19 protein-coding genes and 3 pseudogenes are annotated in these 23,610 nt (G+C 71.2%); 10 read left to right on the top strand and 12 right to left on the bottom strand.

Annotation, left to right across the window (positions count from 1 at the left end; genetic code table 11):
- Positions 1-28 precede the first annotated feature (28 nt).
- The 4 genes from AMK11_RS25885 to AMK11_RS25870 all read right to left on the bottom strand — a co-directional run bounded on the left by AMK11_RS25885 (position 29) and on the right by AMK11_RS25870 (position 4,223).
- Positions 29-1,627: a PucR family transcriptional regulator gene (locus tag AMK11_RS25885; protein ID WP_073730465.1), complete on the bottom strand. Its 1,599-nt coding sequence runs from the start codon at positions 1,625-1,627 to the stop codon at positions 29-31.
- 55 nt (positions 1,628-1,682) lie between these two features.
- Complete coding sequence (locus AMK11_RS25880; RefSeq protein ID WP_073730464.1) at positions 1,683-2,966, bottom strand: aspartate aminotransferase family protein; 1,284 nt, start codon at positions 2,964-2,966, stop codon at positions 1,683-1,685.
- A complete protein-coding gene (locus tag AMK11_RS25875) occupies positions 2,963-3,805 on the bottom strand; it encodes a nitrilase-related carbon-nitrogen hydrolase (protein WP_073730463.1) in 843 nt (280 codons plus the stop codon). The genes AMK11_RS25880 and AMK11_RS25875 overlap by 4 nt, the downstream gene beginning before the upstream one ends.
- Before the next feature lie 163 nt (positions 3,806-3,968).
- Complete coding sequence (locus AMK11_RS25870) at positions 3,969-4,223, bottom strand: helix-turn-helix domain-containing protein (RefSeq protein ID WP_043378025.1); 255 nt, start codon at positions 4,221-4,223, stop codon at positions 3,969-3,971.
- Positions 4,224-4,287: 64 nt separating this feature from the next.
- Between AMK11_RS25870 and map the strand changes: the two genes are divergently transcribed.
- Positions 4,288-5,064 carry a type I methionyl aminopeptidase gene (gene map / locus AMK11_RS25865; RefSeq protein WP_073730462.1) on the top strand — a complete coding sequence of 259 codons (777 nt, stop codon included), beginning with the start codon at positions 4,288-4,290 and terminating at the stop codon, positions 5,062-5,064.
- 756 nt (positions 5,065-5,820) lie between these two features.
- Positions 5,821-8,349, top strand: coding sequence for an ATP-dependent Clp protease ATP-binding subunit (locus AMK11_RS25860; protein ID WP_073730461.1), 2,529 nt, complete (start codon positions 5,821-5,823; stop codon positions 8,347-8,349).
- A gap of 3 nt (positions 8,350-8,352) precedes the next feature.
- Here the strand turns inward: AMK11_RS25860 and ggt are convergent, their stop codons facing one another.
- Complete coding sequence (ggt, locus tag AMK11_RS25855; RefSeq protein WP_073730460.1) at positions 8,353-10,155, bottom strand: gamma-glutamyltransferase; 1,803 nt, start codon at positions 10,153-10,155, stop codon at positions 8,353-8,355.
- A 141-nt stretch (positions 10,156-10,296) separates the two neighbouring features.
- Between ggt and AMK11_RS25850 the strand changes: the two genes are divergently transcribed.
- Positions 10,297-11,064: a hypothetical protein gene (locus AMK11_RS25850; RefSeq protein ID WP_073730459.1), complete on the top strand. Its 768-nt coding sequence runs from the start codon at positions 10,297-10,299 to the stop codon at positions 11,062-11,064.
- A gap of 199 nt (positions 11,065-11,263) precedes the next feature.
- Here the strand turns inward: AMK11_RS25850 and AMK11_RS25845 are convergent, their stop codons facing one another.
- From AMK11_RS25845 to AMK11_RS25825, 5 genes are all read right to left on the bottom strand, one after another.
- Positions 11,264-11,671: a DUF6278 family protein gene (locus AMK11_RS25845; RefSeq protein ID WP_073730458.1), complete on the bottom strand. Its 408-nt coding sequence runs from the start codon at positions 11,669-11,671 to the stop codon at positions 11,264-11,266.
- 100 nt (positions 11,672-11,771) lie between these two features.
- A complete protein-coding gene (locus AMK11_RS25840) occupies positions 11,772-12,551 on the bottom strand; it encodes an exodeoxyribonuclease III (protein WP_073730457.1) in 780 nt (259 codons plus the stop codon).
- A gap of 83 nt (positions 12,552-12,634) precedes the next feature.
- Entirely contained in the window at positions 12,635-13,270 is a 636-nt protein-coding gene (locus tag AMK11_RS25835) for an MBL fold metallo-hydrolase (RefSeq protein ID WP_073730456.1), read from the bottom strand.
- A 44-nt stretch (positions 13,271-13,314) separates the two neighbouring features.
- Complete coding sequence (pcaDC, locus tag AMK11_RS25830; protein WP_198941462.1) at positions 13,315-14,700, bottom strand: bifunctional 3-oxoadipate enol-lactonase/4-carboxymuconolactone decarboxylase PcaDC; 1,386 nt, start codon at positions 14,698-14,700, stop codon at positions 13,315-13,317.
- The gene (locus AMK11_RS25825) at positions 14,679-15,800 is read right to left on the bottom strand and encodes a site-specific integrase (RefSeq protein ID WP_241847086.1); all 1,122 of its coding nucleotides are present in this window, start codon (positions 15,798-15,800) and stop codon (positions 14,679-14,681) included. Before AMK11_RS25825 ends, pcaDC begins: the two co-directional genes overlap by 22 nt.
- A gap of 488 nt (positions 15,801-16,288) precedes the next feature.
- Here AMK11_RS25825 and AMK11_RS39150 point away from each other — a divergent pair.
- Positions 16,289-16,497 (top strand): annotated as a pseudogene (locus AMK11_RS39150) (extradiol dioxygenase); the annotation flags it as partial.
- Positions 16,498-16,546: 49 nt separating this feature from the next.
- Positions 16,547-17,137: pseudogene (locus AMK11_RS25815) on the top strand (transposase); the annotation flags it as partial.
- A gap of 37 nt (positions 17,138-17,174) precedes the next feature.
- On the opposite strand, the gene AMK11_RS25810 reads toward AMK11_RS25815, so the two are convergent.
- Complete coding sequence (locus tag AMK11_RS25810) at positions 17,175-18,752, bottom strand: ISL3 family transposase (RefSeq protein ID WP_206745212.1); 1,578 nt, start codon at positions 18,750-18,752, stop codon at positions 17,175-17,177.
- An 83-nt stretch (positions 18,753-18,835) separates the two neighbouring features.
- Between AMK11_RS25810 and AMK11_RS25805 the strand changes: the two are divergent.
- Positions 18,836-19,546: pseudogene (locus tag AMK11_RS25805) on the top strand (IS256 family transposase); the annotation flags it as partial.
- Positions 19,547-19,642: 96 nt separating this feature from the next.
- Here AMK11_RS25805 and AMK11_RS25800 read toward each other — a convergent pair.
- Positions 19,643-20,536, bottom strand: coding sequence for a helix-turn-helix transcriptional regulator (locus AMK11_RS25800; RefSeq protein ID WP_073730455.1), 894 nt, complete (start codon positions 20,534-20,536; stop codon positions 19,643-19,645).
- 222 nt (positions 20,537-20,758) lie between these two features.
- On the opposite strand from AMK11_RS25800, the gene AMK11_RS25795 reads away from it, so the two are divergent.
- The 4 genes from AMK11_RS25795 to AMK11_RS25780 all read left to right on the top strand — a co-directional run bounded on the left by AMK11_RS25795 (position 20,759) and on the right by AMK11_RS25780 (position 23,592).
- Complete coding sequence (locus tag AMK11_RS25795) at positions 20,759-21,775, top strand: zinc-dependent alcohol dehydrogenase family protein (protein ID WP_073730454.1); 1,017 nt, start codon at positions 20,759-20,761, stop codon at positions 21,773-21,775.
- Positions 21,776-21,814: 39 nt separating this feature from the next.
- Positions 21,815-22,225, top strand: a complete 411-nt coding sequence (locus AMK11_RS25790) for a (R)-mandelonitrile lyase (RefSeq protein WP_073730453.1) — start codon at positions 21,815-21,817, stop codon at positions 22,223-22,225.
- Positions 22,226-22,372: 147 nt separating this feature from the next.
- Positions 22,373-23,056, top strand: coding sequence for an SDR family NAD(P)-dependent oxidoreductase (locus AMK11_RS25785; protein ID WP_073730452.1), 684 nt, complete (start codon positions 22,373-22,375; stop codon positions 23,054-23,056).
- Between the two features lie 185 nt (positions 23,057-23,241).
- Positions 23,242-23,592 carry a cyclophilin-like fold protein gene (locus AMK11_RS25780; RefSeq protein WP_073730451.1) on the top strand — a complete coding sequence of 117 codons (351 nt, stop codon included), beginning with the start codon at positions 23,242-23,244 and terminating at the stop codon, positions 23,590-23,592.
- The last annotated feature ends 18 nt before the right edge of the window (positions 23,593-23,610 follow it).

The raw sequence follows: 23,610 nt of genomic DNA, 5'->3' as shown, positions 1-23,610 counted from the left end.
GTCTGATGGGGTCGGGCATTGCACGGTGTCACCCCTGTTGCGCGTCGTGGGCGAGGAGCGCGATGTGTACGGAGGCGGCCTGCTCGAAGTCGTCCAGGTCGACGCCGAGCCGGCTCTGTATCGCTTCCAGGCGGCGGTAGAGGGCGGGGCGGGAGACGTGGTGGAGCTGGGCGGTGCGGGACTTGTTGCGGCCGGTGGCGAGGTAGGTGCGCAGGACGGCGAGCAGATCCTCGTCGGGGCCGGCGAGCAGCCCGTCCAGCTCGCGTTCGGCGAAGGACTGCACGTGCGGGTCGTCGCGCAGCAGCCGTACCAGTCCGCGCAGGTGGACGTCGCGCAGCCGTACGACGGGCGGCGGGTCGAGGCCGGGCGCCGAGTCGGCTACGGCGTCGGCGACGTGCCGGGCCTCGCGCAGGCCGGCGGGGACATCGTCCCAGGCGCGGGCGTCGGCCGCCGCGACCACGGCGCGGGACGCCTCCGGCTCGGAGCGCAGCCGGGCCGCGAGGTGGGCGGTGAGCGCCCTGGCGTCCTGGTCGGGGGCGAGACTGAGCAGGACGGCGGCGCGGTCGTCGTCGAGCCCGGCGGCGACCCCCGGCAGGCCGAGCAGCCGCAGTACGCGGTCCAGGCGGGCGGGCTCACCTCCGCGTACGACCAGCGGGACGAAGATCCGCCGGTTGACCGGCAGCCCGGCGGCCCGCGCCCGGGGCAGCAGTTGCCGTGCCGGTACGGCGCCGGTGACCAGGTCGGTGAGCAGGCTCCGCGCGGACTGCTCCGCCCAGGAGTCCCAGGAGCCGCCGGAGGTCCGGGCGTGGGTGCCGTCACCGGCGAGCATGCGGTGCAGGACCAGTGCCTCGGCGGCCCGGTCGGCGAGCAGGCGCCCGGCGGCCCTCTCGCCCCGGTAGCCGCACAGCACCAGCCGGCCCCAGCGTTCCCCGCGGCAGCTCAAGTCGGCGCGGATCCAGCCGTCGGCCGACCCGGCACCGGCCTGGCGGGCGATGCGCTCCCAGTCCCGCAGCACGTCGTCGACGGCCGCCCGCTCCCCCGCCGTGGCGAGGACGCGGTGGGCGAGGTTGGTGACGACGACGGGGCAGCCGCCGTGCCGGGCCACCTCGTCGAGCAGGCGCTGCACGGGGGCGCCGGCGGTGATCAGGCCGGTCAGTTCGGTGCGTACGGCCTCGGAGAGGCTGACGGCGGCGTACTTGCGCCGCAGCAGCCGGGACTGGACCTCCTCGGTGAGTTCGGCGAAGGGGAAGGGCCGGTGCAGGACGACCATGGGCAGTCCGCATCGCTCGGCCGTCGCGCGCATCCCGTCGGGCGGGGCGGGGAAGGCCCGGCCGAGGCCCAGCACGACGGCCGAGGCCTCGGCGCGGTGCAGGGAGCGGACGTACTCGCCCTGCTTGTCCTCGTCGCCGGCGAGCAGCACCCCGGTGGTGAGGACCATCTCGCCGCCGCTGAGCATCACGCCGACGTCGGCCGCCTCGGCGACGTGCACCCAGCGCACGGGCCGGTCGAGCCGGTGGGCGCCGGCCACCACTTCGGGCTGCCCGGCGAGCACCCGCTCCAGGCCGAGGACCTGGCGGACCGACAGGGCGGGTTCCCAGTGCTGGTCCCGGTACCGGGTGGTGGTCATGGCGGCGCCTCCTCGGCTCGGGACGCGGCTGTCGGGTGTGGTGCGGGCGCGTGCGTCAGATGTTGCGCAGGGCGCGTTCGAGGATCGCCGCGCCCTCCTCGGCCTCCGCGACGGTGAGGGACAGCGGCGGGGCGACGCGCAGGACGCTGGTGCTGTGGCCGCCGCCCTTGCCGACGAGCAGCCCGCCCGCGCGGGCCTCCTCCAGGACGGCGGACGCCGCCTCGGGGGCGGCCTCGTCGGTGCCGGGCCGGGTCAGCTCGACGCCGATCATCAGCCCGCGTCCGCGCACCTCCCGTACGTGCGGCACCTGGGCGGCGACGGCCCGCAGCCGTTCGATGAGCAGTCCGCCGACGCGCCGGGCGTTGCCCTGGAGGTCGTGCTCCAGGAGGTAGTTGAGGTTGGCGAGGCCGGCGGCCATGGTGACCTGGGTGCCGCCGAAGGTGGAGATGCTGTTGGCGTCGAGGCAGTTCATGATCTCGGCGCGGGCGATGACGCCGCCGACCGACATGCCGTTGCCGATGCCCTTGGCGAAGGTCACGATGTCCGGCGGGCCGCTGCGTGAGTGGGCCTGCCAGCCCCAGAAGTGCTCGCCGGTGCGGCCCCAGCCGGTCTGCACCTCGTCGGCGATCCACAGGATGCCCCGCTCGTGCAGCACCTCCCGGAAGGCCGCGTACAGGCCGTCCGGCGGGGAGGTGAAGCCGCCGACGCCCTGGACGGGTTCGGCGATCAGCGCGGCGGGCGGGCGGGTGTGGCCGAGGATGTCCAACAGGTCGGCGACGCAGGCGTCGATGAAGTCGCGGTCGTCGAGGTGGGCGTAGGGGCCGCGGGTGCGGACGCCGCCGTGGACGTAGAGCGTCTGGAGCGGGGAGAGCGAGCTCGGGGACCAGCTCCGGTTGCCGGTGATGCCGACGGAGCTGAAGCTGCGGCCGTGGTAGCTGTTGCGCATCGCCAGGACGGTGTTGCTGCGCCGGTAGGCGGTGGCGAGCAGCAGGGCGGTGTCGTTGGCCTCGGTGCCGGAGGTGGTGAAGAAGACGCGGGCGTCCGGGATGCCGGAGACGTGGGCGATCCGTTCGGCGAGTTCGACCATGGGCCGGTTGAGGTACAGGGTCGAGGAGTGGATGATCCGCCCGGCCTGCTCGCTGACCGCCTTGGTCACCTCGGGCAGGGCGTGCGCGGTCATCGTGGTGAGGATGCCGCCGAAGAAGTCGAGGTACTTGTTGCCGGCGGAGTCCCAGACGTGCCGTCCCTCGCCGTGGGTGATCTCCAGCGGGTCCTCGTAGTAGAGGGCGAGCCAGTCGGGCAGGACGGAGCGGTGCCGGGCGTAGAGGTCCTTGGTCACGGCTGCACCAGCCCTTCGTAGGCGTCGGGGCGGCGGTCGCGGTAGAAGGCCCACTGCTGCCGCACCTGCTCGATGAGGTCGAAGTCCAGGTCGCGGACGACGAGTTCCTCCTTGGTGTCGCTGGCGACGTCCCCGACGAACTGGCCGCGCGGGTCGACGAAGTACGACGTGCCGTAGAAGTCGTTGTCGCCGTACTCCTCCTGGCCGACCCGGTTGATCGCGGCGACGAAGTACTCGTTGGCGACGGCCGCCGCGGGCTGCTCCAGCCGCCACAGGTGGGCGGAGAGGCCGCGGTGGGTGGCGGAGGGGTTGTAGACGAGCTGGGCGCCGCCGAGGCCGAGTTGGCGCCAGCCCTCCGGGAAGTGCCGGTCGTAGCAGATGTAGACGCCGACCTTGCCGACGGCGGTGTCGAAGACGGGCCAGCCGAGGTTGCCGGGGCGGAAGTAGAACTTCTCCCAGAAGCCCTTGACCTGCGGGATGTGGTGCTTGCGGTACGTGCCGAGGACGGTGCCGTCGGCGTCGATCACGGCCGCGGTGTTGTAGTAGAAGCCGGACTGCTCGACCTCGAAGACGGGGACGACGATCACCATGCCGGTCTCACGGGCGAGGGCCTGCATGCGGCGGGTGGTCGGGCCGTCGGGCACGGGTTCGGCCCAGCGGTAGTGCTCGGGGTCCTGGACCTGGCAGAAGTAGGGGGCGTTGAAGACTTCCTGGAAGCCGATGACCCGGGCGCCCCGCCGGGCGGCCTCGCGGGCGTGCTCCTCGTGTTTCGCCACCATGGACTCGGTGTCGCCGGTCCAGGTGGCCTGGACCAGAGCGGCGCGTACGACGTTGGCCATGAGCTGCTCCTTCGACACGACGTCACGACGTCAGAGCCTCTACGCCCGTAGAGCGGCCGTAGAGGGACGAACGTAAGCCTGGCTGGAGGGGCTTGCCAAGACCATCGTCGTCAAGGCGCGGTGTCGATCGCGTTTCGCACTCCTGTGGGTGAGTGCGGGAGCCTCAGGCCGCCGCCGCGGGCTCGCACCTCCCGACCAGGTCGTCCATGGACAGCCCCAGCGCGCCGGCCAGCGCGGCCACGGTGAAGAACGCGGGCGTGGGTGCCCGGCCGGTCTCGATCTTGCGCAGGGTCTCGGCGGAGACGCCGGCAACGGCGGCGACCTCCGTCATGCTCCGTTCGCCGCGGGCCGCGCGGAGCAGGCGGCCGAGCTGTTCGCCGCGCTCGCGCTCTTCGGGGGTCAGGGGGGTGCGCACCATGCCCGTCATTCTAATACCGGTCCCGCGCGACCGCTCCAATTCAAATACCGGTATAGTAATTGGCATGGTGGAACTGAAGACAGACACATCGATCGACGCCATGCACGCGGCCGGCCAGGTCGTCGCGCGCGCCCTGACCGCCGTACGGAAGGCGGCGGACGTGGGCGTGTCCCTGCTGGAGCTGGACGCGGTGGCACGTGAGGTGCTGCGGGAGGCGGGCGCCGGGTCGCCGTTCCTCGGCTACCGGCCCTCCTTCGCGCCGACGCCCTTCCCCGGTGTCATCTGCGCGTCGGTGAACGACGCGATCGTGCACGGCATCCCCGACGGCTACCGGCTGCGCGACGGCGACCTGGTCTCGGTCGACTGCGGGGCGACGCTGGACGGCTGGGCCGGTGACTCGGCGGTCAGCTTCATCGTGGGCACCCCGCGCGCGGCGGACGTGACGCTGATCGAGACCGCCGAGCGCGCCCTCGCGGCGGGCATCGGGGCGGCCGTCGTCGGCAACCGCGTCGGCGACATCGCGCACGCCATCGGCACGGTGTGCCGGTCGGCGGGCTACGGCATCATGGAGGACTTCGGCGGCCACGGCATCGGCCGTCACATGCACGAGGACCCGGGGGTACCCAACGAGGGGCGGCCGGGGCGCGGGCTCCCCCTGCGGCACGGCATGGTCATCGCCATCGAGCCGATGCTGATCAGCAGCGGCCGGGACGACTACCACCCGGCCCCGGACGGCTGGACCCTGCTCACCAACGACGGCTCGCGGGCGGCCCACGTGGAACACACGGTGGCGATCACGGACGCCGGCCCCCGCGTGCTGACGTCCCGGGACGGCCTCTGACGACGCCGGGGGCCGGGCGCCGCGAGGATCCCACGAGGGCCAGGGGCGGAAGCGGCCCCGTGGCCCCCGGGGCGGGGCGCGACACCATGGCCCCGGTGAGGGGCGCAGCACCGGGGGCTCGGCGAGGGACCCAGCACCGTGCCTCCGATGCGGGACGCGCACCACGGCCGGGGCAGGGCGCAGCCTCGTGGGCCAGCAGGAGACCCGCCCACGGGGCGGTACGGGACGCAGCACCACGACCGACAGCAGACCCGACCCCACGGCCGAAACCAGACGCAACGCCGTGACGCGGTAGACGCGCCCGCGGACCGAACACAGGACCCAGCACCGCACCCCCGACACACGACCCCAGCCCCACCCCTCCCGGGGCCCGGCACCACCACGGCCCAGGCGGGAGCCTGCGCCGTTGCCCCGAGGGGGCGGCCGGATGCCCCGGCGCGAGACGGATTCGTACCTCCGCGTGGGACAGCCACGTGAGCCCGGGAGGGATGATCCCCGCGCCCCGGGGCAAGTCGGACGCCACGCCCCAGGAACAGACGAGCCCCGCCCAACCCGGCACACGGCGTCCGCCGCCCCGCACAGGGCGCCCGCAGCCCCCTCCCACCACGCCACGCGCCCGGCCGCGAGGCCCTCCGCCCGCCCGGGTTGCCGGACATGCCCGCCGGAGCAGAACGTGTCATGTTGGGCATGACCGCGCCCCGACCGGGTTACCCGGCCCCGGCACGTCGACAGCGATGCAGCGGAGGTCCGTACACGATGACCAGCGGCTACATGGGCCCGGAGGGCGACCCGTTCGCGGAATTCCTGGCACGCTTCTTCGGCGGGCCCAGGCCGAGGCAGATCGACATCGGCCGGCTGCTCAGCCAGCCCGCCCGGGAGCTGGTGCGGGGGGCCGCGCAGTACGCCGCCGAGCACGGCAGCCGGGACCTGGACACCGAGCACCTGCTGCGGGCGGCACTCTCCACCGAACCGACCCGGGGGCTCCTCAGCCGCGCCGGCGCCGACCCGGACTCGCTGGCGTCGCAGATCGACGAGCGCAGCGGCCCGGTGCAGCACCCGCCGGGCGAGGTGCCGCCGCCCACCTCGCTGTCCCTGACCCCGGCCGTCAAGCGCGCCCTGCTGGACGCGCACGAGCTGGCCCGGTCGACCGGCACCGGCTACATCGGCCCGGAGCACGTGCTCAGCGCCCTGGCCGCCAACCCGGACTCGGCCGCCGGGCACATCCTGAACGCGGCCCGGTTCGCACCGTCGGGTCTGCCGACGGAGACGCCGGACGCGGCGAAGGGGCGTACGGAGGGGCCGCAGGCCACCAACACGCCGACCCTCGACAAGTACGGCCGCGACCTGACCGACCTGGCCCAGCAGGGCCGGATCGACCCGGTGATCGGGCGCGAGGACGAGATCGAGCAGACCGTCGAGGTGCTCTCCCGGCGCGGCAAGAACAACCCGGTGCTGATCGGTGACGCGGGCGTCGGCAAGACCGCCGTCGTGGAGGGGCTCGCCCAGCGCATCACCGACGGCGACGTCCCCGACGTGCTGATCGGGCGCCGGGTGGTCGCGCTCGACCTGACCGGCGTGGTCGCCGGCACCCGCTACCGGGGTGACTTCGAGGAGCGGATGAACAACATCGTGGGCGAGATCCGCGCCCACTCCGACCAGCTGATCATCTTCATCGACGAGCTGCACACCGTCGTGGGCGCGGGCGGTGGCGGCGAGAGCGGTTCGATGGACGCCGGGAACATCCTCAAGCCGGCCCTGGCCCGCGGCGAGCTGCACATCGTGGGCGCAACCACGCTGGAGGAGTACCGCCGGATCGAGAAGGACGCGGCTCTCGCCCGCCGCTTCCAGCCCATCCTGGTCCCGGAGCCCACGACCGCGGACGCCATCGAGATCCTGCGCGGTCTGCGCGACCGTTACGAGGCCCACCACCAGGTCCGCTACACCGACGAGGCGCTGGTGGCGGCCGTGGAGATGTCCGACCGCTACCTCACCGACCGCCGGCTCCCGGACAAGGCGATCGACCTGATCGACCAGGCCGGCGCCCGGGTGCGGCTGCGGGCGCGCACCAAGGGCACGGACGTACGGACCATGGAGCGCGAGGTCGACCAGCTGGTCCGGGACAAGGACCAGGCGGTCGCGGACGAGCAGTACGAGCAGGCGACGCAGCTGCGGGACCGGATCGTCGAGCTGAAACAGCGGATCATGGAGGCCGACGGCGGCGGCGAGGCCGACGAGGGCCTGAACCTGGTGGTCGGCACCGAGTCCATCGCCGAGGTGGTGTCCCGGCAGACCGGCATCCCGGTCAGCAGCCTCACCCAGGAGGAGAAGGATCGCCTGCTGGGCCTGGAGTCCCACCTGCACGAGCGGGTGGTGGGCCAGGAGGAGGCCGTACGGGTCGTCGCCGACGCCGTACTGCGCTCCCGCGCCGGTCTGGCCAGCCCCGACCGGCCCATCGGCAGCTTCCTCTTCCTCGGCCCTACCGGCGTCGGCAAGACCGAGCTGGCGCGGGCGCTCGCGGAGGCGCTGTTCGGCAGCGAGGAGCGGATGGTGCGGCTCGACATGAGCGAGTACCAGGAGCGGCACACGGTCAGCCGCCTGGTCGGCGCCCCGCCCGGTTACGTCGGGCACGAGGAGGCCGGCCAGCTCACCGAGGTGGTGCGCCGGCACCCGTACTCGCTGCTCCTGCTGGACGAGGTGGAGAAGGCGCACCCGGACGTCTTCAACATCCTGCTCCAGGTGCTGGACGACGGGCGGCTGACCGACTCGCAGGGCCGCACGGTGGACTTCAGCAACACGGTCGTCGTGATGACCAGCAACCTGGGCTCCGACGTGATCACCCGACGGGGTGCGGGCATCGGCTTCGGCTCGGGCGGCTCGGAGGCGGACGAGGAGGCCAGGCGCGAGCAGGTGCTGCGCCCGCTGCGCGAGCACTTCCGGCCCGAGTTCCTCAACCGCATCGACGAGATCGTCGTCTTCCGCCAGCTCAGCGGCGAGCAGCTGCGGCAGATCACCAGCCTGCTGCTGGAGGAGACCCGGCGCATGGTGCACGCGCAGGGCGTCACGGCCGACTTCACGGACGCGGCCGTGGACTGGATCGCCGAGCGCGGCTACCAGCCCGAGTACGGCGCGCGTCCACTGCGCCGCACCATCCAGCGCGAGGTCGACAACGAACTGTCCCGGCTGCTCCTCGACGGCCGCGTCACGGAGGGCGGCCGGGTCACGGTCGACGTCGAGGACGGGCGGCTGACGTTCCGGACGCCGCAGCAGCCCGTCCCCGAACTGTGAGGTCTAGCGGACCGGCCTGACGACCATCGCCGACCCGCCGCCGCGTCGTTCCTTCTCGGCGGCGGCCAGCCACTTGCCGTCCGGCAGCCGCTGTACGCCGGTCGCCGCGCCGATCTCGGGGTTGCGATTGAAGGAGTGCCCGATGGCCTCCAGTTCCTCCCGCAGGCCACTGTCGTAGAGGCCGGGTTCGAGATCGGTCCGGGCGGCGTTGCGCTGGCTGGCGCGCGGGGCGGCGATCGCGTCGACCAGCGGGAGGCCGCGGTCGATGACGCCGGTGAGGGTCTGGAGCACGGTGGTGATGATGGTGGCGCCGCCGGGCGAACCGACGGCCACGACCGGCTTGTAATGCTGATCCAGCACGATCGTCGGCGCGATGGAGGAGCGCGGGCGCTTTCCAGGGCCGGGCAGGTTCGGGTCGTGGACTGCCGGGTTGGCGGGGGCGAAGGAGAAGTCGGTCAGCTCGTTGTTGAGCAGGAAGCCCCGGCCGGGCACGGTGATGCCGCTGCCGCCGGTCTGCTCGATGGTGAGCGTGTAGGCGACGACGTTCCCCCACTTGTCGGCCACGGTCAGGTGCGTGGTGCTCTCGCCCTCGTACGTCGTCGGCGCCGCTGTGCCGCCGTCCGCGCAGGGGGCGGGATCGCGGGGGTCGCCGGGTGCGAGGGGGCTGGTGAGGACCGCGTCGTCCTTGATCAGGCACGCGCGCGAGTCGGCGTACCGCTGCGACAGCAGTTCCTTCGTCGGTACGTCCTCGAAGGCCGGGTCGCCGACCCAGCGGCCGCGGTCGGCGAAGGCGATGCGGCTCGCCTCGATGAAGCGGTGCAGGTAGCGGGCCTTGCTGGCCTTGGAGAGGTCGGTGCGCTCCAGGATGTTGAGGGCCTCGCCGACCGTGGTGCCGCCGGAGGAGGAGGGGGCGATGGAGTAGACGTTCAGGCCGCGGTACGAGGTGCGCGTGGGCGCCTGGAGCTTGGTCTCGTAGGCCGCGAGGTCCTTGGCGGTGAGGTCGCCGGAGCGGGCGTTCCAGCCGGATTCCGGGTCGACGGGCGGCTCGCCCACGGTGTCGACGATGTCCTCGCCGAGTTCGCCGTGGTAGACCGCGTCGACGCCCTCGCGGCCGAGTTCCCGGTAGGTGCGCGCGAGGTCCGGGTTCTTGAACGTGGAGCCGACGACGGGGAGTTCGCCGCCGGGGAGGAAGAGTTCGGCGGTGTCCGGGAAGTAGCGGAACCGCTGCTCGTTGGCGGCGGTCTGGGAGCGGAAGGTCTCGTCGACGGTGAAGCCGCGCCGGGCCAGGCGCTCGGCGGGCTTGAGCACCGAGGACAGCTTCCGGCTGCCCCACTCGTCCAGGGCGGTCTGCCAGGTGGCGGGCGTGCCCGGGGTGCCGACGGCGAGGCCGCTGCTGACGGCGTCGGCGAAGGGGATGGGCTCGCCGTTCTCCGTGAAGAGGTCCTCGTCGGCGCTCAGCGGCGCGGTCTCGCGGCCGTCGATCGTGCGTACGGTACGGGACTCGGCGTCGTAGTAGACGAAGTAGCCGCCCCCGCCGATGCCGGCGGAGTAGGGCTCGGTGACGCCGAGGGCGGCCGCGGTGGCCACGGCCGCGTCGACGGCGTTGCCGCCCTTGCGCAGCACCTCGATGCCGGCGGCGGAGGCGTCCGGGTCGACGCTGGCGACCGCGCCGCCGTACCCGACGGCGACCGGGGTCTTGGGGACGGCGGGTCTGCTCTGCGCGGCGGGTGGCGCCGCCGCCCCCACCGACACCACGGCGGCCGATACCGCCAGGACCGTCAGATTCCGTGCGACAGGGCGACGCATCCGCACCTCCAGGGAAGGGCCGTTCGGGCAGCTTAGTTGATCGTCATGGTCGCGTCAGGAACGCCGCGAGAACGCGTACGACACGGTCCCGACGCAGCCCGTCGAACACGGGTACGCCGACGCCCGCTAGCATGCCCGCCCATGACTGACGACGTACGCAACATCGTCCTGGGCGTGGTCGCGGCGGGCATCAGTGCCGCGCTGGGCTGGCTGGCCCGTACCTACCTGTGGAAGCGCAGACTCCGCCGCAAGCAGGCGTTCTTCGGGCTGCCGGACAGCTCCGAGTCACTGCTCGTCGTCAACCGGGACCCGGCCGCCACCGAACCGGCGGTCCACCGCTTCGACGTCTTCGCGCTGCTGGAGCTGGCCGCCCTCATCAAGGACTGCGGCGCGCATCTGCAGGTGGTGACCCAGGACATGGTCCACCAGGGCTTCGGCGAGCGCACGGAGTTCTGCGTGGGCGGGCCCGGGTCGAACCGCCGGATGGTGGCCCACATGGCGGCCATGCTGCCCGGGGTGCGGGTCAACGTCGATCCCGAACCCGGCCCGGACCGGGGCGCCTTCCAGATCGGCGGCGAGCGCTACCGCATGGACGCGGGCATCACCGAGTACGTCCTGCTCGCCCGGCTGACGGCCGGGGACCGGCGCGAGGCGCGGCCCGCTTTCCTGTTCTGCGGGCAGCGCGCCATCACCAACCAGGCCGCCACCCGCTATCTCGCCCGGCACCACGAGAAGCTGGCGCGCAAGCACGGCACCAACTCCTTCGTGCTGCTGCTGAAGGTGGTCAACTCCCAGGCGTACGGCCCGGACGTCGTCGAGCTCGTCGGAGACGTGACCCGGGCGGCGACCAGCCCCCTGCCGGTGCCGGCACAGACGCAGGCGACCCGCAATTCCCACCGGGCTTCCTGAACCAGGTGTGCAGCTGACCTTCTCCTCGGCCGCGGACACGCCCTCGTGGTGTCCGTTGCGCGCGAGCAGTGATCTCCGGCTGCACCTTGCGTGTGCCCCCGTGCGTGAGTGTGTGGCCCGACCACCGCAACGTACCGGGATGAAAGCCGCCTTCGCCGACGACACGCACCTTCCGGGCAATAGCCCTATTTACGGCAGCTCACGCTTCCGCGACCTCGCCGTACAGCTGCGAGAGTTCGGGCGCGCCGTCCTCCGCCCAGGCGTGGCCGGAGGCCACCACGTCGAACTCCCGGCCGGAGGCCAGCCGGACGACGGGCTGCCCGTCGGACCGGATGGACCAGGCGGCGCCCGGCACGGTGCGCACGATCACCGTGCCGAGGTACAGACCGGCGTCGTTGCCGAGCCAGTCCAGGATCTCGGCGTCGCCGCGCCACCGGGGCAGCATCTGGTCGAGACGCTCCAAGGAGACCTCGGAGTCGTCGAGTCGGACACCCTCCCGCAGCGCCTGCGAACGCAGCAGGTCGCAGTCGGCGAGCAGCTCGCCGATTCCCTCGGCGTCGTGAGCCCGTCGGTCTTCGCGCCGCCTGCCGAGGAAAGGGATGTTCATACCTACAGATTGTCATTCGTGCCCCGGTGCGCACCACAGGGCGCGCGGAAGCGCCGGGCGGGGCGGGCGGCGGGTGGGGCGGACGGCGGGTGGGCGGGGGCTACACCTCCAGGTCCACCACGACCGGTGCGTGGTCCGAGGCGCCCTTGCCCTTGCGCTCCTCGCGGTCGACGTAGGAGTCGGTGACGGCCTTGGCGAAGGGCTCGTTGCCGTAGACCAGGTCGATGCGCATGCCGCGGTTCTTGGGGAAGCAGAGCTGGCGGTAGTCCCAGTAGGTGTAGGGGTGGTCGTACTTCAGCGGGCGCGGCACCACGTCGGACAGGCCGGCACCGCGCAGGGAGGCGAGGGCGGCGCGCTCGGCGGGGGTGACGTGGGTGGATCCCTCGAAGGCGGCGCGGTCGTAGACGTCGTCGTCCGTCGGCGCGACGTTGTAGTCCCCCATCACCGCGAACGGGCGGCCGCCGGCCGCGTCGCTCTCGACGGCGGCCCGCAGCGCCTCGAACCACTGGAGCTTGTAGGCGTAGTGCGCGTGCTCCACCTCGCGGCCGTTGGGCACGTACACCGACCAGACGCGGACCGGGCCGCAGGTGGCGGAGATCGCTCTGGGCTCCTGGACGCCGTCGTAGCCGGGGTCACCGGGCAGGCCCTTGACGACGTCCTCGAGGCCGACGCGGGAGAGCACCGCCACCCCGTTCCACCGGCCGGTGGCGTGGACCGCCGCCTCGTAGCCCTGCTCGCGCAGCTCGTCGAAGGGGAACTGCTCCTCGGAGACCTTGGCCTCCTGGAGGCACAGCACGTCGGTGCCGCTGCTCTCCAGCCAGGCCAGGAGCCTCGGCAGGCGGGCGGTGATCGAGTTCACGTTCCAGGTCGCGATGCGCATGTCCCACAACCTACCGGGCGGGACTGACAACGCGGCCCCGGTCCCGGGCCGGCCCGGACGTCGGTGTTCTCACACCGCGGTGCTCACACCCGCGCGTAGTCCCCGGGCGTCAGCCGCAGGTGCTCCGCGCCGCCCAGCTCGCCGATCTGGCGGTCGTAGATCGGGCGGGCCAGGTCGGTGAGGAGCGCGTCGTGGATGTCGTAGGCGCGCTGCGGCTTCACCTCGCGGACGTAGTCGATGACCTCGGAGATCTTGTTCCACGGCGCCATGACGGGGAGCATCAGCGTCTCGACCGGGTGGTCGGGGACGGTGAGGGCGTCGCCGGGGTGGAAGACCTTGCCGCCGTCGACGAGGAAGCCGATGTTGGTGACGCGGGGGATGTCCGGGTGGATCACCGCGTGCAGCTCGCCGTGGACCTGCACGTCGAATCCCGCGGCGGTGAAGGCGTCTCCGTGGCCGACGGTGTGCACGCGACCCGGGAACGCCGCCGAGATCCTCTCCGCGACCGACCCCAGCGTCCAGATCCCGGCGGCCGGGTTGTTCTCCATCGCGGCGCGCAGCCGCAGCTCGTCGAAGTGGTCGGGGTGCTCGTGGGTGACGAGGATCGCGTCCGCGCCGAGGGCCGCGTCCTCCTCGCTGAATCCGCCGGGGTCAAGGACGAGCGTCTGCCCGTCCTTCTCGAGGCGGACGCAGGCGTGCGACTTCTTGGTGAGCTTCATGACTCCATCCTGCCGCCGCACGCCGTCCCCCGGCTCGCCAGGACTCACTCGGGCGGCGTGGTCTCCTCCCGGATGACCTGCTGGGCCACCCGGAAGGCGCCGTTCGCGGCCGGTACGCCGCAGTAGACGACCGCCTGGAGCAGCACTTCCTTGATCTCGGCCGGGGTGAGCCCGTTGCGCAGGGCGGCCCGGATGTGGGGCGGCAGTTCCTCGAGGTGGCCGCCGGCGACCAGGGCGGTGAGGGTGACACAGCTGCGGGTACGCCGGTCCAGACCGGGACGGTCCCAGACCTCGCCCCAGGCGTACCGGGTGAGGAACTCCTGGTAGTCCCCGGAGAACTCGTCCGCCTGCGCCAGGGCCTGGTCGACGTGCGCGTCGCCGAGCACTTCGCGGCGCACCTTGAGCCCGGCGTCGTACGGATCGGGCCGCCCCTGTCCGGCGGTCTGCGCCGGTACCGCGGGGGCCGGAGCGATCTCGGCGACGGGCGCGGCCTGCGGCGGGGGCGGCGCCATGGCCGGCTGGACGGGGGCGGCGGAGGCCGCGAGGGCGGGCGGTCCGGCCACGGGGGCGGCGGGTACGGCCACCTGGGCGGCCGGGACCGCGATCTGGCCGGTGGAGGAGTCGTGGGCGGTCTGCCAGGCGGTGGAGAAGTGCCGCACCAGCAGGTCGGTGACGGCTCCGGGCTGCTCGACCGGGACCAGGTGGGAGGCGCCGGGGACGACGGCGAGGCGGGCGTCCGGGATACCGGCGACCAGCGTGCGGGCCTCGGCGGGGCCGGTGACCTGGTCGTCGGAGCCGACGAGGACCAGGGTGGGCACACCGACCTGCCCGAGCTCGCCGCGCACGTCGAACGCGGCGAGCGCCTCGCAGGCGGCGATGTAGCAGCCGGGGTCGGTGGTCCGCACCATCTGCACGGCCCACTCGGTGATCGCGGGCTGGGCGGCGGCGAAGCCCCCGGTGAACCACCTCTCCGGCGAGCTGCGGGCGATGGGGTCGAGCCCGTTCGTACGGACTATCACGCCACGCTGACGGAACTCGTCGGCCGTGCCGAAGCGGGGCGAGGCGGCGATCAGGGCGAGGGAGGCGAGCCGCTCGGGGTGGCGCAGGGCCAGCTCGACGCCGACGGCGCCGCCGAGCGCGCAGCCCGCGTACCCGAAGCGCTGCACGCCGAGCCCGTCGAGGGTGGCCAGCAGACGCGAGGTGAGGTCGGCGACGGAACCCGCCGGGTGGGCGGGGGCGCCGCCGTGCCCGGGCAGGTCGAAACGGAAGACCCGCCACTGCTGCGCCAGCTCGGGCACCTGCCGGTCCCACATGTGCCATGTAGCACCGAGGGACGGCCCCATGACGAGGACCGGGGCCTGTTCCGGCCCGTCAAAGCGGTATTGCATGGTGTCGACGTTCTTCTCACTCACCCGTTCACGCTCCCACATCTCACATTCTCTTCGTGAACGGGGGCGGAGCCACTCGCCAGACCTCCCCACGTGTCCGCCGCAGGCCGCAGGTCCTCCACATCCGGTTTCACGTACCAGCGCTTCGTGGTCCGGGCGTCGGCGTGACCGGCCCACCGGGCGAGAAGGTGGTCCGGGACCCCGTGGTTCGCCAGGTACGTCAGGCAGCTCGCACGGGCGTCGTACAGACGGAGCCGACGCAGCCCGCTGCGGTCCATGACCTTGTAGGCCCGCTCACGCAGCTGCCGACCGTTGAGCACCCTGCCCCGAGCGTCCACGAGAACGTAGCCGCTGCCTTCGTACCCCTGCCCGGCCACCGCCCTCTCGTCTGCCTGAGCAGCCCGGAACGCGGTCAAGGCAGCCGCAACCGGAGCCGGCAGAGGAAGTTCCCGCTCACCGGCGGGTGACTTGGTGTCCTTCTCCACCACGATGTCGTTCCCCATGACCGTCCGGGTGTTGGTGATGGACACGGTGGCTTCGTCCAGGTCGACGTCCGTCCAGCGCATGCCACAGATCTCCGCCGGCCGAAGGCCCATCAGAGCGAGAAGGAACGGTGCCTGCAGGCGGTCGCCTGCGATCGCACGGACAAAGGCGTGTACTTCCGCGACGCTCCACGGCGGCACTGCCGCCGTGGCCCTGCGCTCTGCCTTGCGTGCCTTACGGGGAACGGTCACCTCGCGAGCGACGTTGACCCGGACCAGGCCCCGTGTCACTGCCCGGTCAAGCGCCTCCTTCAGCCGGGCCAGCGACATCTCGACCGAGGTCGCCCCCAGGCCGGTGCCCGGCTTCCCTCCCCGCCCACGCCCCTCCTGGAGCGCCCATCGCATCCATGCCGTCACATGGTCCTCGGTGAGGTCCTGGAGCCTGATGTGCCCGAGCCTTCCGCGGACCCGGGCCAGGGTCATGGTGTAGCTGTAGGCAGTGCTCTCTTCCAGATCCTCCGCCTTCATGGCCAGCCACTGATCGAGCCACTCGCCCACCGTGACCTGACTGAACGGCGCCTGCTCCGCCTCGTAGCGACGATGCACGATGCTCGCGTACTCCGCCTTCGCCTCCCTCAGCGTGGCGACGGTACGTGTCACCTGTGTGCGCTTCCCGGTGACGGGATCGGGCCCTGTATCGACCACGAACCGGTACCGGACCTTCCCCTTGGCATTGGGGGCAAGCTTCTTGATCGGGTAAGACAGGACTACTCGCTTTCCTTGGAGTGTGGGAGCCCCAGCGCAGCCTTCTGTGTTCATGTCGAACACCAAGCCCCGGGGGGCTGACGAGCTCCTCCAAGGATTGCCGTGATCGCCGGTTTGGCCAACCGGCGATCACGGTCTATGTTTCGCTCGTCGCCAACCGGGGCCGGGCCTCAGTAGCCCCATGAGAGTGGCCATCCCATCGATGCTGTGCGGGTACGGCCCCTCCCGGGAGACCGGTGTCCACCCGCCATCTCGGCTGAGACAGCCACGTCGCTGTGAAAGTCCCGCGCGGCGAGGTGGGGCCGATGGGTTCACCCCTCCCGGACGGTCTACCCAGCAACGTGACCGTTCGCGACAGGAGCAACACGTCCACTGTCCAGCCATTGATCCTGACACCGACCAGAAGGCTCTGGCCGACTCTTACACACAGTTGTGCGATGCCGAGGAGATTCTTTCGGGTACCCGAAGAAGGCCCGGTCTTCTACCTCGGCCTGCGCATCGGCGACACCGACCTCGGTCTAGTGGCCAAAGCAGACGCGGAACCGAGGCAGCGCCGCGGATCCCGCTGAGCATCGACGTCGACAGCGTCGACGGGGACTGTAAATCGTTCGGTGTAACTCCCGATCATGGAAGATGCATCGATGACCAGTGAGAACGTAGCCGAGCAGGACGCTGCCGAGTCGGCAGCGGCTGTGTCGGCGAAGGCCGTGGACGACCAGCTGATCGACGATTTGGTGAGCCGGGCCCAGGCCGAGGGCCTGCAGCTGACCGGCGAGGGCGGGCTGCTGCAGCAGCTGACCAATCGATTGCTGGAGTCCGCCCTGTAAGGCGAGATCACCGACCACCTCGGCTATGACAAGCACGATGCGACGGGCAAGAACGGCGGCAACTCCCGCAACGGCAAACGCTCCAAGACGGTGCTGACCGATGTCGGCCCGGTGGAGATCGTCGTGCCCCGCGACCGCGACGGCTCCTTCGAGCCGAAGATCGTCAAGAAGCGGCAGAAGCGCCTGACCGGGGTCGACGAGATGGTCATCTCGCTGGCCGCGAAGGGCCTGACCACCGGCGAGGTGCAGGCCCACCTGGCCGAGGTCTATAGCGCCGACGTCTCCCGCCAGGCCATCTCCACCATCACCGACAAGGTCCTCGAGGGCATGGCCGAATGGCAGAGCAGGCCCCTCGACCCGGTCTATCCGGTCGTCTTCATCGACGCCATCCACGTGAAGATCCGGGTTCTGTCGACGATCTTGTGATCTGGTGGGTTGGGGCTCATCGTGTGAGCAGAACGCGTTTGCGAAGGAGATCAAGGCTGGCGCGGCCGAGCATCTGGCGTTTCAGCATCTTCAGTCGGTTGATGTTGCCCTCGACGGCACCGGAGTTGTGGGGCAGGGACAGTCCGTTGCGGACGGCGTCGAAGTCGCGGCGGAGGTTGCAGGCGAAGCCAGCAAGCGGAGCCAGGCTGTCTCGTTCGACGTCGGTGATCCAGTCTTCGAGGCGGTCGCCGTGGTGGCCGGTCATCATCGCGGCGAACTTCCTGACGTGAAGGGTGAGCCGGTCGAGTTCCAGATCGCGCTCACGCAGCCGACGCAGCTTGTCGGCGTCCTCGGCCCGCAAGTGCTCGGGGTGGGTCATGATCCAGGAGGTGACCTCGCGGACCGACGGAGGCTTGGGTCCTGGGGCGGGTGCGTGTCCGCGTCCGGTCCGGTAGCGCCGCAGGTGGCGCTGGACGGCCAACTCGCCTCCCGGATAGCCGAGCTCTTGGATCTCCCGGTAGAGCTGGGCGGCGTTTCGGATGCCTTCGTTCCAGCCCTGGTGCAGGTGGCCGACGTATGGGTCGACGATATGCGCCCGCTGCAGGCTCTTGGCGACGACGTCGTCGGCGGAGCGGGCGCTCACCAGCTTGCGGACGGTCGCCTGGTGCAGTCCGAGTTTCCGGCCGATCGCTGCCTTTGACATCCCCTGTTCCCAGAGCTCATGGGCGGCGGCGTGCTGCTCACGCAGCCGGGCGACGATCTTCAGTTCTTTCGGGGGCCGTACCACCTCGGGCTTCACCGAGGGGGTGTCGTGGCTGCTGGTCCGTGCCGGAGGCGGTTCCGCCAGGCGGGAGCGATGGGCGTTGACCGTCTGCTCGACGGCCTGGCCGAGGTTGGCCCACAGGTGATAGCGATCCGCGACCTGTTCGGCCTGCGGCGCCCCGACCCGAGCGCCCTCCCCGTATCCGCTGGAACGGTCCCGACAGATGACCGTCACCTCGGGGTGCTCGCGGAGCCAGGCAGCCAGGTCCTCCCCGTCGCGGCCGTCGTAGAGGTGCAGCGGCCGGTGGGTGGCCATGTCGATCAATACCGTGCCGTAGTGGCGGCCCTTGCGGAAGGCAAAGTCGTCGACGCCGAGGACCTCCACCTTGCCGATTTCCGGCTCGGGCAGGGACCTGACCAGTCGCAACAGCGTGTCCCTACCTATGGTGAGGCCGACCGCGGACGCCAGTCGGGCTCCTGCCCGGCCGGCCAGGGCCAGCCCGATCTGCATCAACATCTCGCGCAGCAGCGGGGTATGCCGACTGTGCGGGGTGGTCAGTCCCAGGACCTGCTCGGCGAACGTCACCGCCGTGCAGGCAGGGTTCTCGCAGCGGAAGCGGCGCACGCATAACTCGATCACGACACCGAGCCCGCCAACGGCGACATCACGCAGCCTGCGTACGTACCGACCGTGCACCCGGGTCGAGCTCTGGCCGCACCGACAGGCCCCAGTCGTCGCCCGCACCCGCGCTCTCAGCACTACCTGGTCCGGCCGTCGTTCGACTTCCTCGATCACCAACGCGGACAGGTAGGGAAACAGCTCCAGGAGCACATCATGAGAGCACGCGATGCATGATCGTGAACAGGCGGAGCGACAAGCTCATCCGTCCGGATCACAAGATCGTCGACAGAACCAAGATCCGCGACGGCGCGGTCGCCAACCGGCCGATCTACGTGGCCCTCGCGGTCACGGTCGAGGGCCGGCGGGAGATCCTGGGCTTGTGGGCCGGCGACGGTGGCGAGGGTGCCAAGCACTGGCTGCACATCCTCACCGAGATCAAGAATCGCGGCGTCAGCGACGTCCTCATGCTGGTCTGCGGCGGGCTCAAGGGGCTGCCCGAGGCGGTGGAGACCGTATGGCCGAGGACGATCGTGCAGACCTGCGTGGTGCACCTGCTGCGGAGCTCCTTCCGCTATGCCGCCCGCCAGGACTGGGACAAGATCGCCCGCCTCCTCAAGCCCGTCCACACGGCTCCGACGGTGGAGGCCGCCCTGGAGCGGTTCGCGGAGTTCGCCGGCGCCTGGGGCCGGAAGTATCCGGCGATCGTGAAGCTGTGGGAGAACGCCTGGGAAGAGTTCACCCCCTTCCTGCGGTTCGACACCGTGATCCGCCGGATCGTCTGCACAACGAACGCGATCGAGTCGGTGAACGCGCGGATCCGCCGTGCGGTCAAGGCCCGCGGCCACTTCCCCAACGAGCAGGCCGCCCTCAAGTGCGTCTACATGGCGATCACGTCCCTCGACCCCACCGGCAAGGGCCAGACCCGCTGGACCATGCGCTGGAAGACCGCACTGAACGCCTTCGACATCACCTTCGACGGCCGCCTGTCAGCCGCCCGCCAGTAACCCCAACCACCCTAGTTACACCGCTCGTTTGACAGACCCGCAGCAGGCTGCACACCCGAGATTACCGAGCCCCCATGGGGCCAGCCCAGTCGACGGTCAGCTAGTCGCCGACCGTTTCGTGTCCGGGGCGGCTTCCTGGGTGGCGGCCCAGGTGGCGAGCAGACGCAGTCCCTCCTCGGAAGGTGAGCCGGGCTCGGCGGTGTAGATGGTGAGGGTGAGACCGGGGGCGGCGGCCATCTCCAGGCCCTCGAAAGCGAGCGAGAGGGCGCCGACGGCGTGGTGGTGGAAGTGCTTGGTGCCGGTGCCATGATGGCGGACGTTGTGCGCACCCCACCGGGTACGGAACTCATCACTGCGGGTACACAGCTCACCGACCAGATCGTGCAGCTCCTTGTCGTGCGGGTTACGGCCGGCTTCCGCACGCACGATGGCGACGGTGATGTCGGCGAAGGCGTCCCAGTCCGGATAGAAGCGGCGGGCGGCGGGATCGAGGAAGGTGAAGCGGGCCAGGTTCTGCTGGTTGCCGGACGTGGCGTAGACGTCGGTGTAGAAGGCGCGGAAGAGCTGGTTGGCGGCGAGGATGTCCATGCGGCCGTTGCGGACAAAGGCGGGTCCGGCGGTGATCGCGTCCAGGGTCCATTGCAGGCTGCGGTGCGGCTTCCACTGCTCCTTGGTACGCCGGCGGCGGGGGCGGGTGAGCGCGTCGGAGCCGTCGGCGGCCTGGGCAAGGTTCACCAGGTGGGCGCGCTCGGCCTCATCGAGCTGGAGGGCGCGGGCGAGGGCTTCGAGGACGGCCGGGGAGACTCCGGCGAGGTTGCCGCGTTCCAGTTTGGAGTAGTACTCGACGCTCATGTCGGAGAGGGCCGCGACCTCGCTGCGGCGTAGGCCCGGCACCCGGCGGCGGGATCCGGAGGGCAGTCCGGCCTGGTCGGGGGTGATCTTCGCGCGCCGCGAGGTGAGGAACTCGCGGACCTCCTCACGGTTGTCCATGTCTTCGACGGTACGTCCCGCACGCCGCCATAGGGATGTACTGCCGGTACACCCCTTGTCAGTGACTCGCTGCGCGTGTGAAGAGGGGGTTACCTGGAAGGCGTGGTGCTTCTCCTTGGGGCCACCAAGGCAGCGAAGACGCAGCTCCACGCCCCCTCTCGGGCGGTCCGCCGCCCGAGGCTCCGGGGCCGCACCTGCAACCCGTAGGCAAAGGAACCTCTCATGCGCGGCGCAGTGATCCACTCCCCTGGCGACATCCGCTTCGAGACTCTGGAAGACCCGAAGATCGAGCATCCGACCGACGCGGTCATCCGCACGGCGGTGACCTGTGTCTGCGGGTCGGATCTGTGGCCGTACCGGGGGGCAGAGCCGACCGAGCAGGCACATCCGATGGGCCACGAGTACGTCGGCTTCGTGGAGGAGGTCGGCTCCGAGGTCACCTCGGTCCGGCCCGGCCAGTTCGTCGTCGGCTCGTTCGCCACCTCGGACAACACCTGTGCGAACTGCCGCAACGGTTTCCAGTCGAACTGCCTGAACCGCGAGTTCATGTCCACCTGCCAGGCAGACTACGTCCGGATCCCCAACGCGCAGGGCACTCTCGTGGCCACCGACGGTGTTCCGGACGAGCGGTTCTGGCCGGGGCTTCTGGCCGTCTCGGACGTGCTGGGCACCGGCTGGTGGGCCGCCGACGCCGCCGAGGTCAAGCCCGGTGCGACCGCCGTTGTGGTCGGCGACGGCGCGGTCGGCCTGTGCGGCGTGATCGCGGCCAAGGAGATGGGTGCGGAGCGCATCATCGCCATGTCCCGCCACGAGTCCCGGCAGAAGCTCGCCCGTGCGTTCGGCGCCACCGACATCGTCACTGAGCGCGGCGAGGAAGGTGTCGCCCGGATCAAGGAGATGACCGGCGGGATCGGCGCGGACTCCGTGCTGGAGTGCGTCGGCACCGCCCAGGCCATGCAGCAGGCCCTGCACTCCGCCCGCCCCGGCGGCAACGTCGGCTTCGTCGGCGTCCCGCACGAGGTGGCCGTCGACGGCCAGGAGCTGTTCTTCTCCCACGTCGGCCTGCGCGGCGGGCCCGCCCCGGTACGCCGCTACCTGCCCGACCTGATCGATCGCGTCCTGTCGGGTCGGATCGACCCGGGCAAGGTCTTCGACCTCACTCTGCCCCTGGACCAGGTCGCCGAAGGCTACAAGGCCATGGACGAGCGCCGCGCCATCAAGACGCTCCTCAAGCCCTGATCCCCCTGTCCCCCGTACCCCCCGTACAAGGAGCTTTTCGTGCAGATCACCCGCAGCTCGATCGACACCGTCAAGGGTCCGGCGGACTGGTTCACCGGCGACGTCTACATCGACGCCGTGGCCGCGGCCCCCTCACCGTCCCGGGTCACCGCGTCGCTGGTGCACTTCATGCCCGGTGCCCGCACCCACTGGCACCGCCACCCGCTGGGCCAGACCGTCTTCGTCACCGAAGGCGTCGGCCTGTGCCAGCGCCGTGGCGGACCGGTGGAAGTCATCCGGCCTGGCGACCGCGTCCTGTTCGAGGCCGATGAGGAGCACTGGCACGGTGCCGCGCCGAACCGGCTGATGGTCCACCTGGCCATCAACGAGGGCGACGACGATCACGATGTCGTGCACTGGCTGAACCCTGTCACCGACGAGGAGTACGCCGCAGCTCCGGCCGCCGGCTGAACACGGGCCCCCTGGTTCAGGTCGTCAAGGGCTGCGCGGCGTCGACGAACGCGCGCCATCCAGAACCACCCCTCGCGAATCGCACGGCTCTTTCCGCGGGCTCCCTGATTCGGCCAGCCCGCCACCACGTTGTTGAGGAGAACTACCGTGACCACCTTCGCCCTCGTCGGCGCCGGCCCCGGCCTGGGGCTGGCTGCCGCCCGTCGCTTCGGCAAAGCGGGCCACAGCGTCGCCCTCCTCTCGCGCAGCGCCCAGCACCAGGACAACCTGGCAGCCGAACTGGCGAGGGAGAACGTCCACGCCCGCGGCTTCACCGCCGACGTCCTCGACCCCGCCTCCCTCACCGCTGCCCTGCGTGAAGCTGCGGACACGCTGGGCACCGTCGAGATCCTGCAGTTCAGCCCGGTGCCCCGGGGCGACTTCATGAAGCCGGTCCTGGAGACCACCGCGGCCGACCTGGACGACCCGTTGGCCTTCTCCGTCAAGGGCCCGCTCACCTGCATGAACACGGTCCTGCCCGGCATGCGGGAGCTCGGGCGGGGCACGCTGCTGTTCGTCAACGGCGGCAGCGCGGTACGCCCGCACCCCGACCGGGCCGGCACCTCGATCGCGTTCGCCGCCGAGAGCGCCTACGCGGCGATGCTCCACACCGCGCTCGCCCCGGAAAACATTCACGCCGCGCAGCTCATCGTCCCCGGCGCGATCAGCCCCGACTCCGCGACCTCCAGCCCCGAGGCGCTTGCCGAGCTGCTGTACGGCCTGCACACCGACCGCAAGGGTTTTCGCCACTACGCCGAGCCCATGCCCGACCCGCAGGCCAGCACCCCATGACCCACACCTTTCGCCAGGCCCTGACCACCACCGCCATCACCGGCGTTCTACTGCTGGCCGCGACCGCCTGCTCCGACGACCCACCTGCAGGGTCGACCCCCGCCACAACAACCTCCGCCGCGTCGTCCGGGCAGCCCCCGACCTCGGCGTCAGCAACCGCGTCCGGATGGGACAGGAGCACTGCGATGGATATCCGCCTCACCATCGACGGCCGACCCGTCGACGCCACCCTGAACGACAGCCCTCCCGCCCGCGACTTCGCCGAGCTACTCCCGCTCACCCTGGAACTGGAGGACTTCCATCAGGCCGAGAAAATCGTCGACCTTCCTCGTCGGCTGTCCACCTCCGGTGTCCCGGAGGGAGCCGCCCCGAAGGCCGGTGACCTCGGCTACTACGCACCCTGGGGCCAGCTGGTCCTCTACTACCGCGATGTCCCCTACGCCGACGGCATCGTCATCCTCGGCCATCTCGCCGACGACGGTGACATCGGCCGGCTGGCCACCGCCTCCAAAGTGACCGTCGACGTGGTCCGCTGACCGGCCCGAACCGCCGCT

Source organism: Streptomyces sp. CB02414, assembly GCF_001905385.1.
In the GTDB taxonomy this organism is placed as follows: Bacteria; Actinomycetota; Actinomycetes; order Streptomycetales; family Streptomycetaceae; genus Streptomyces.
Note: the sequence above shows the minus strand (reverse complement) of the source record. Positions and strands in the feature narration are given on the sequence as shown.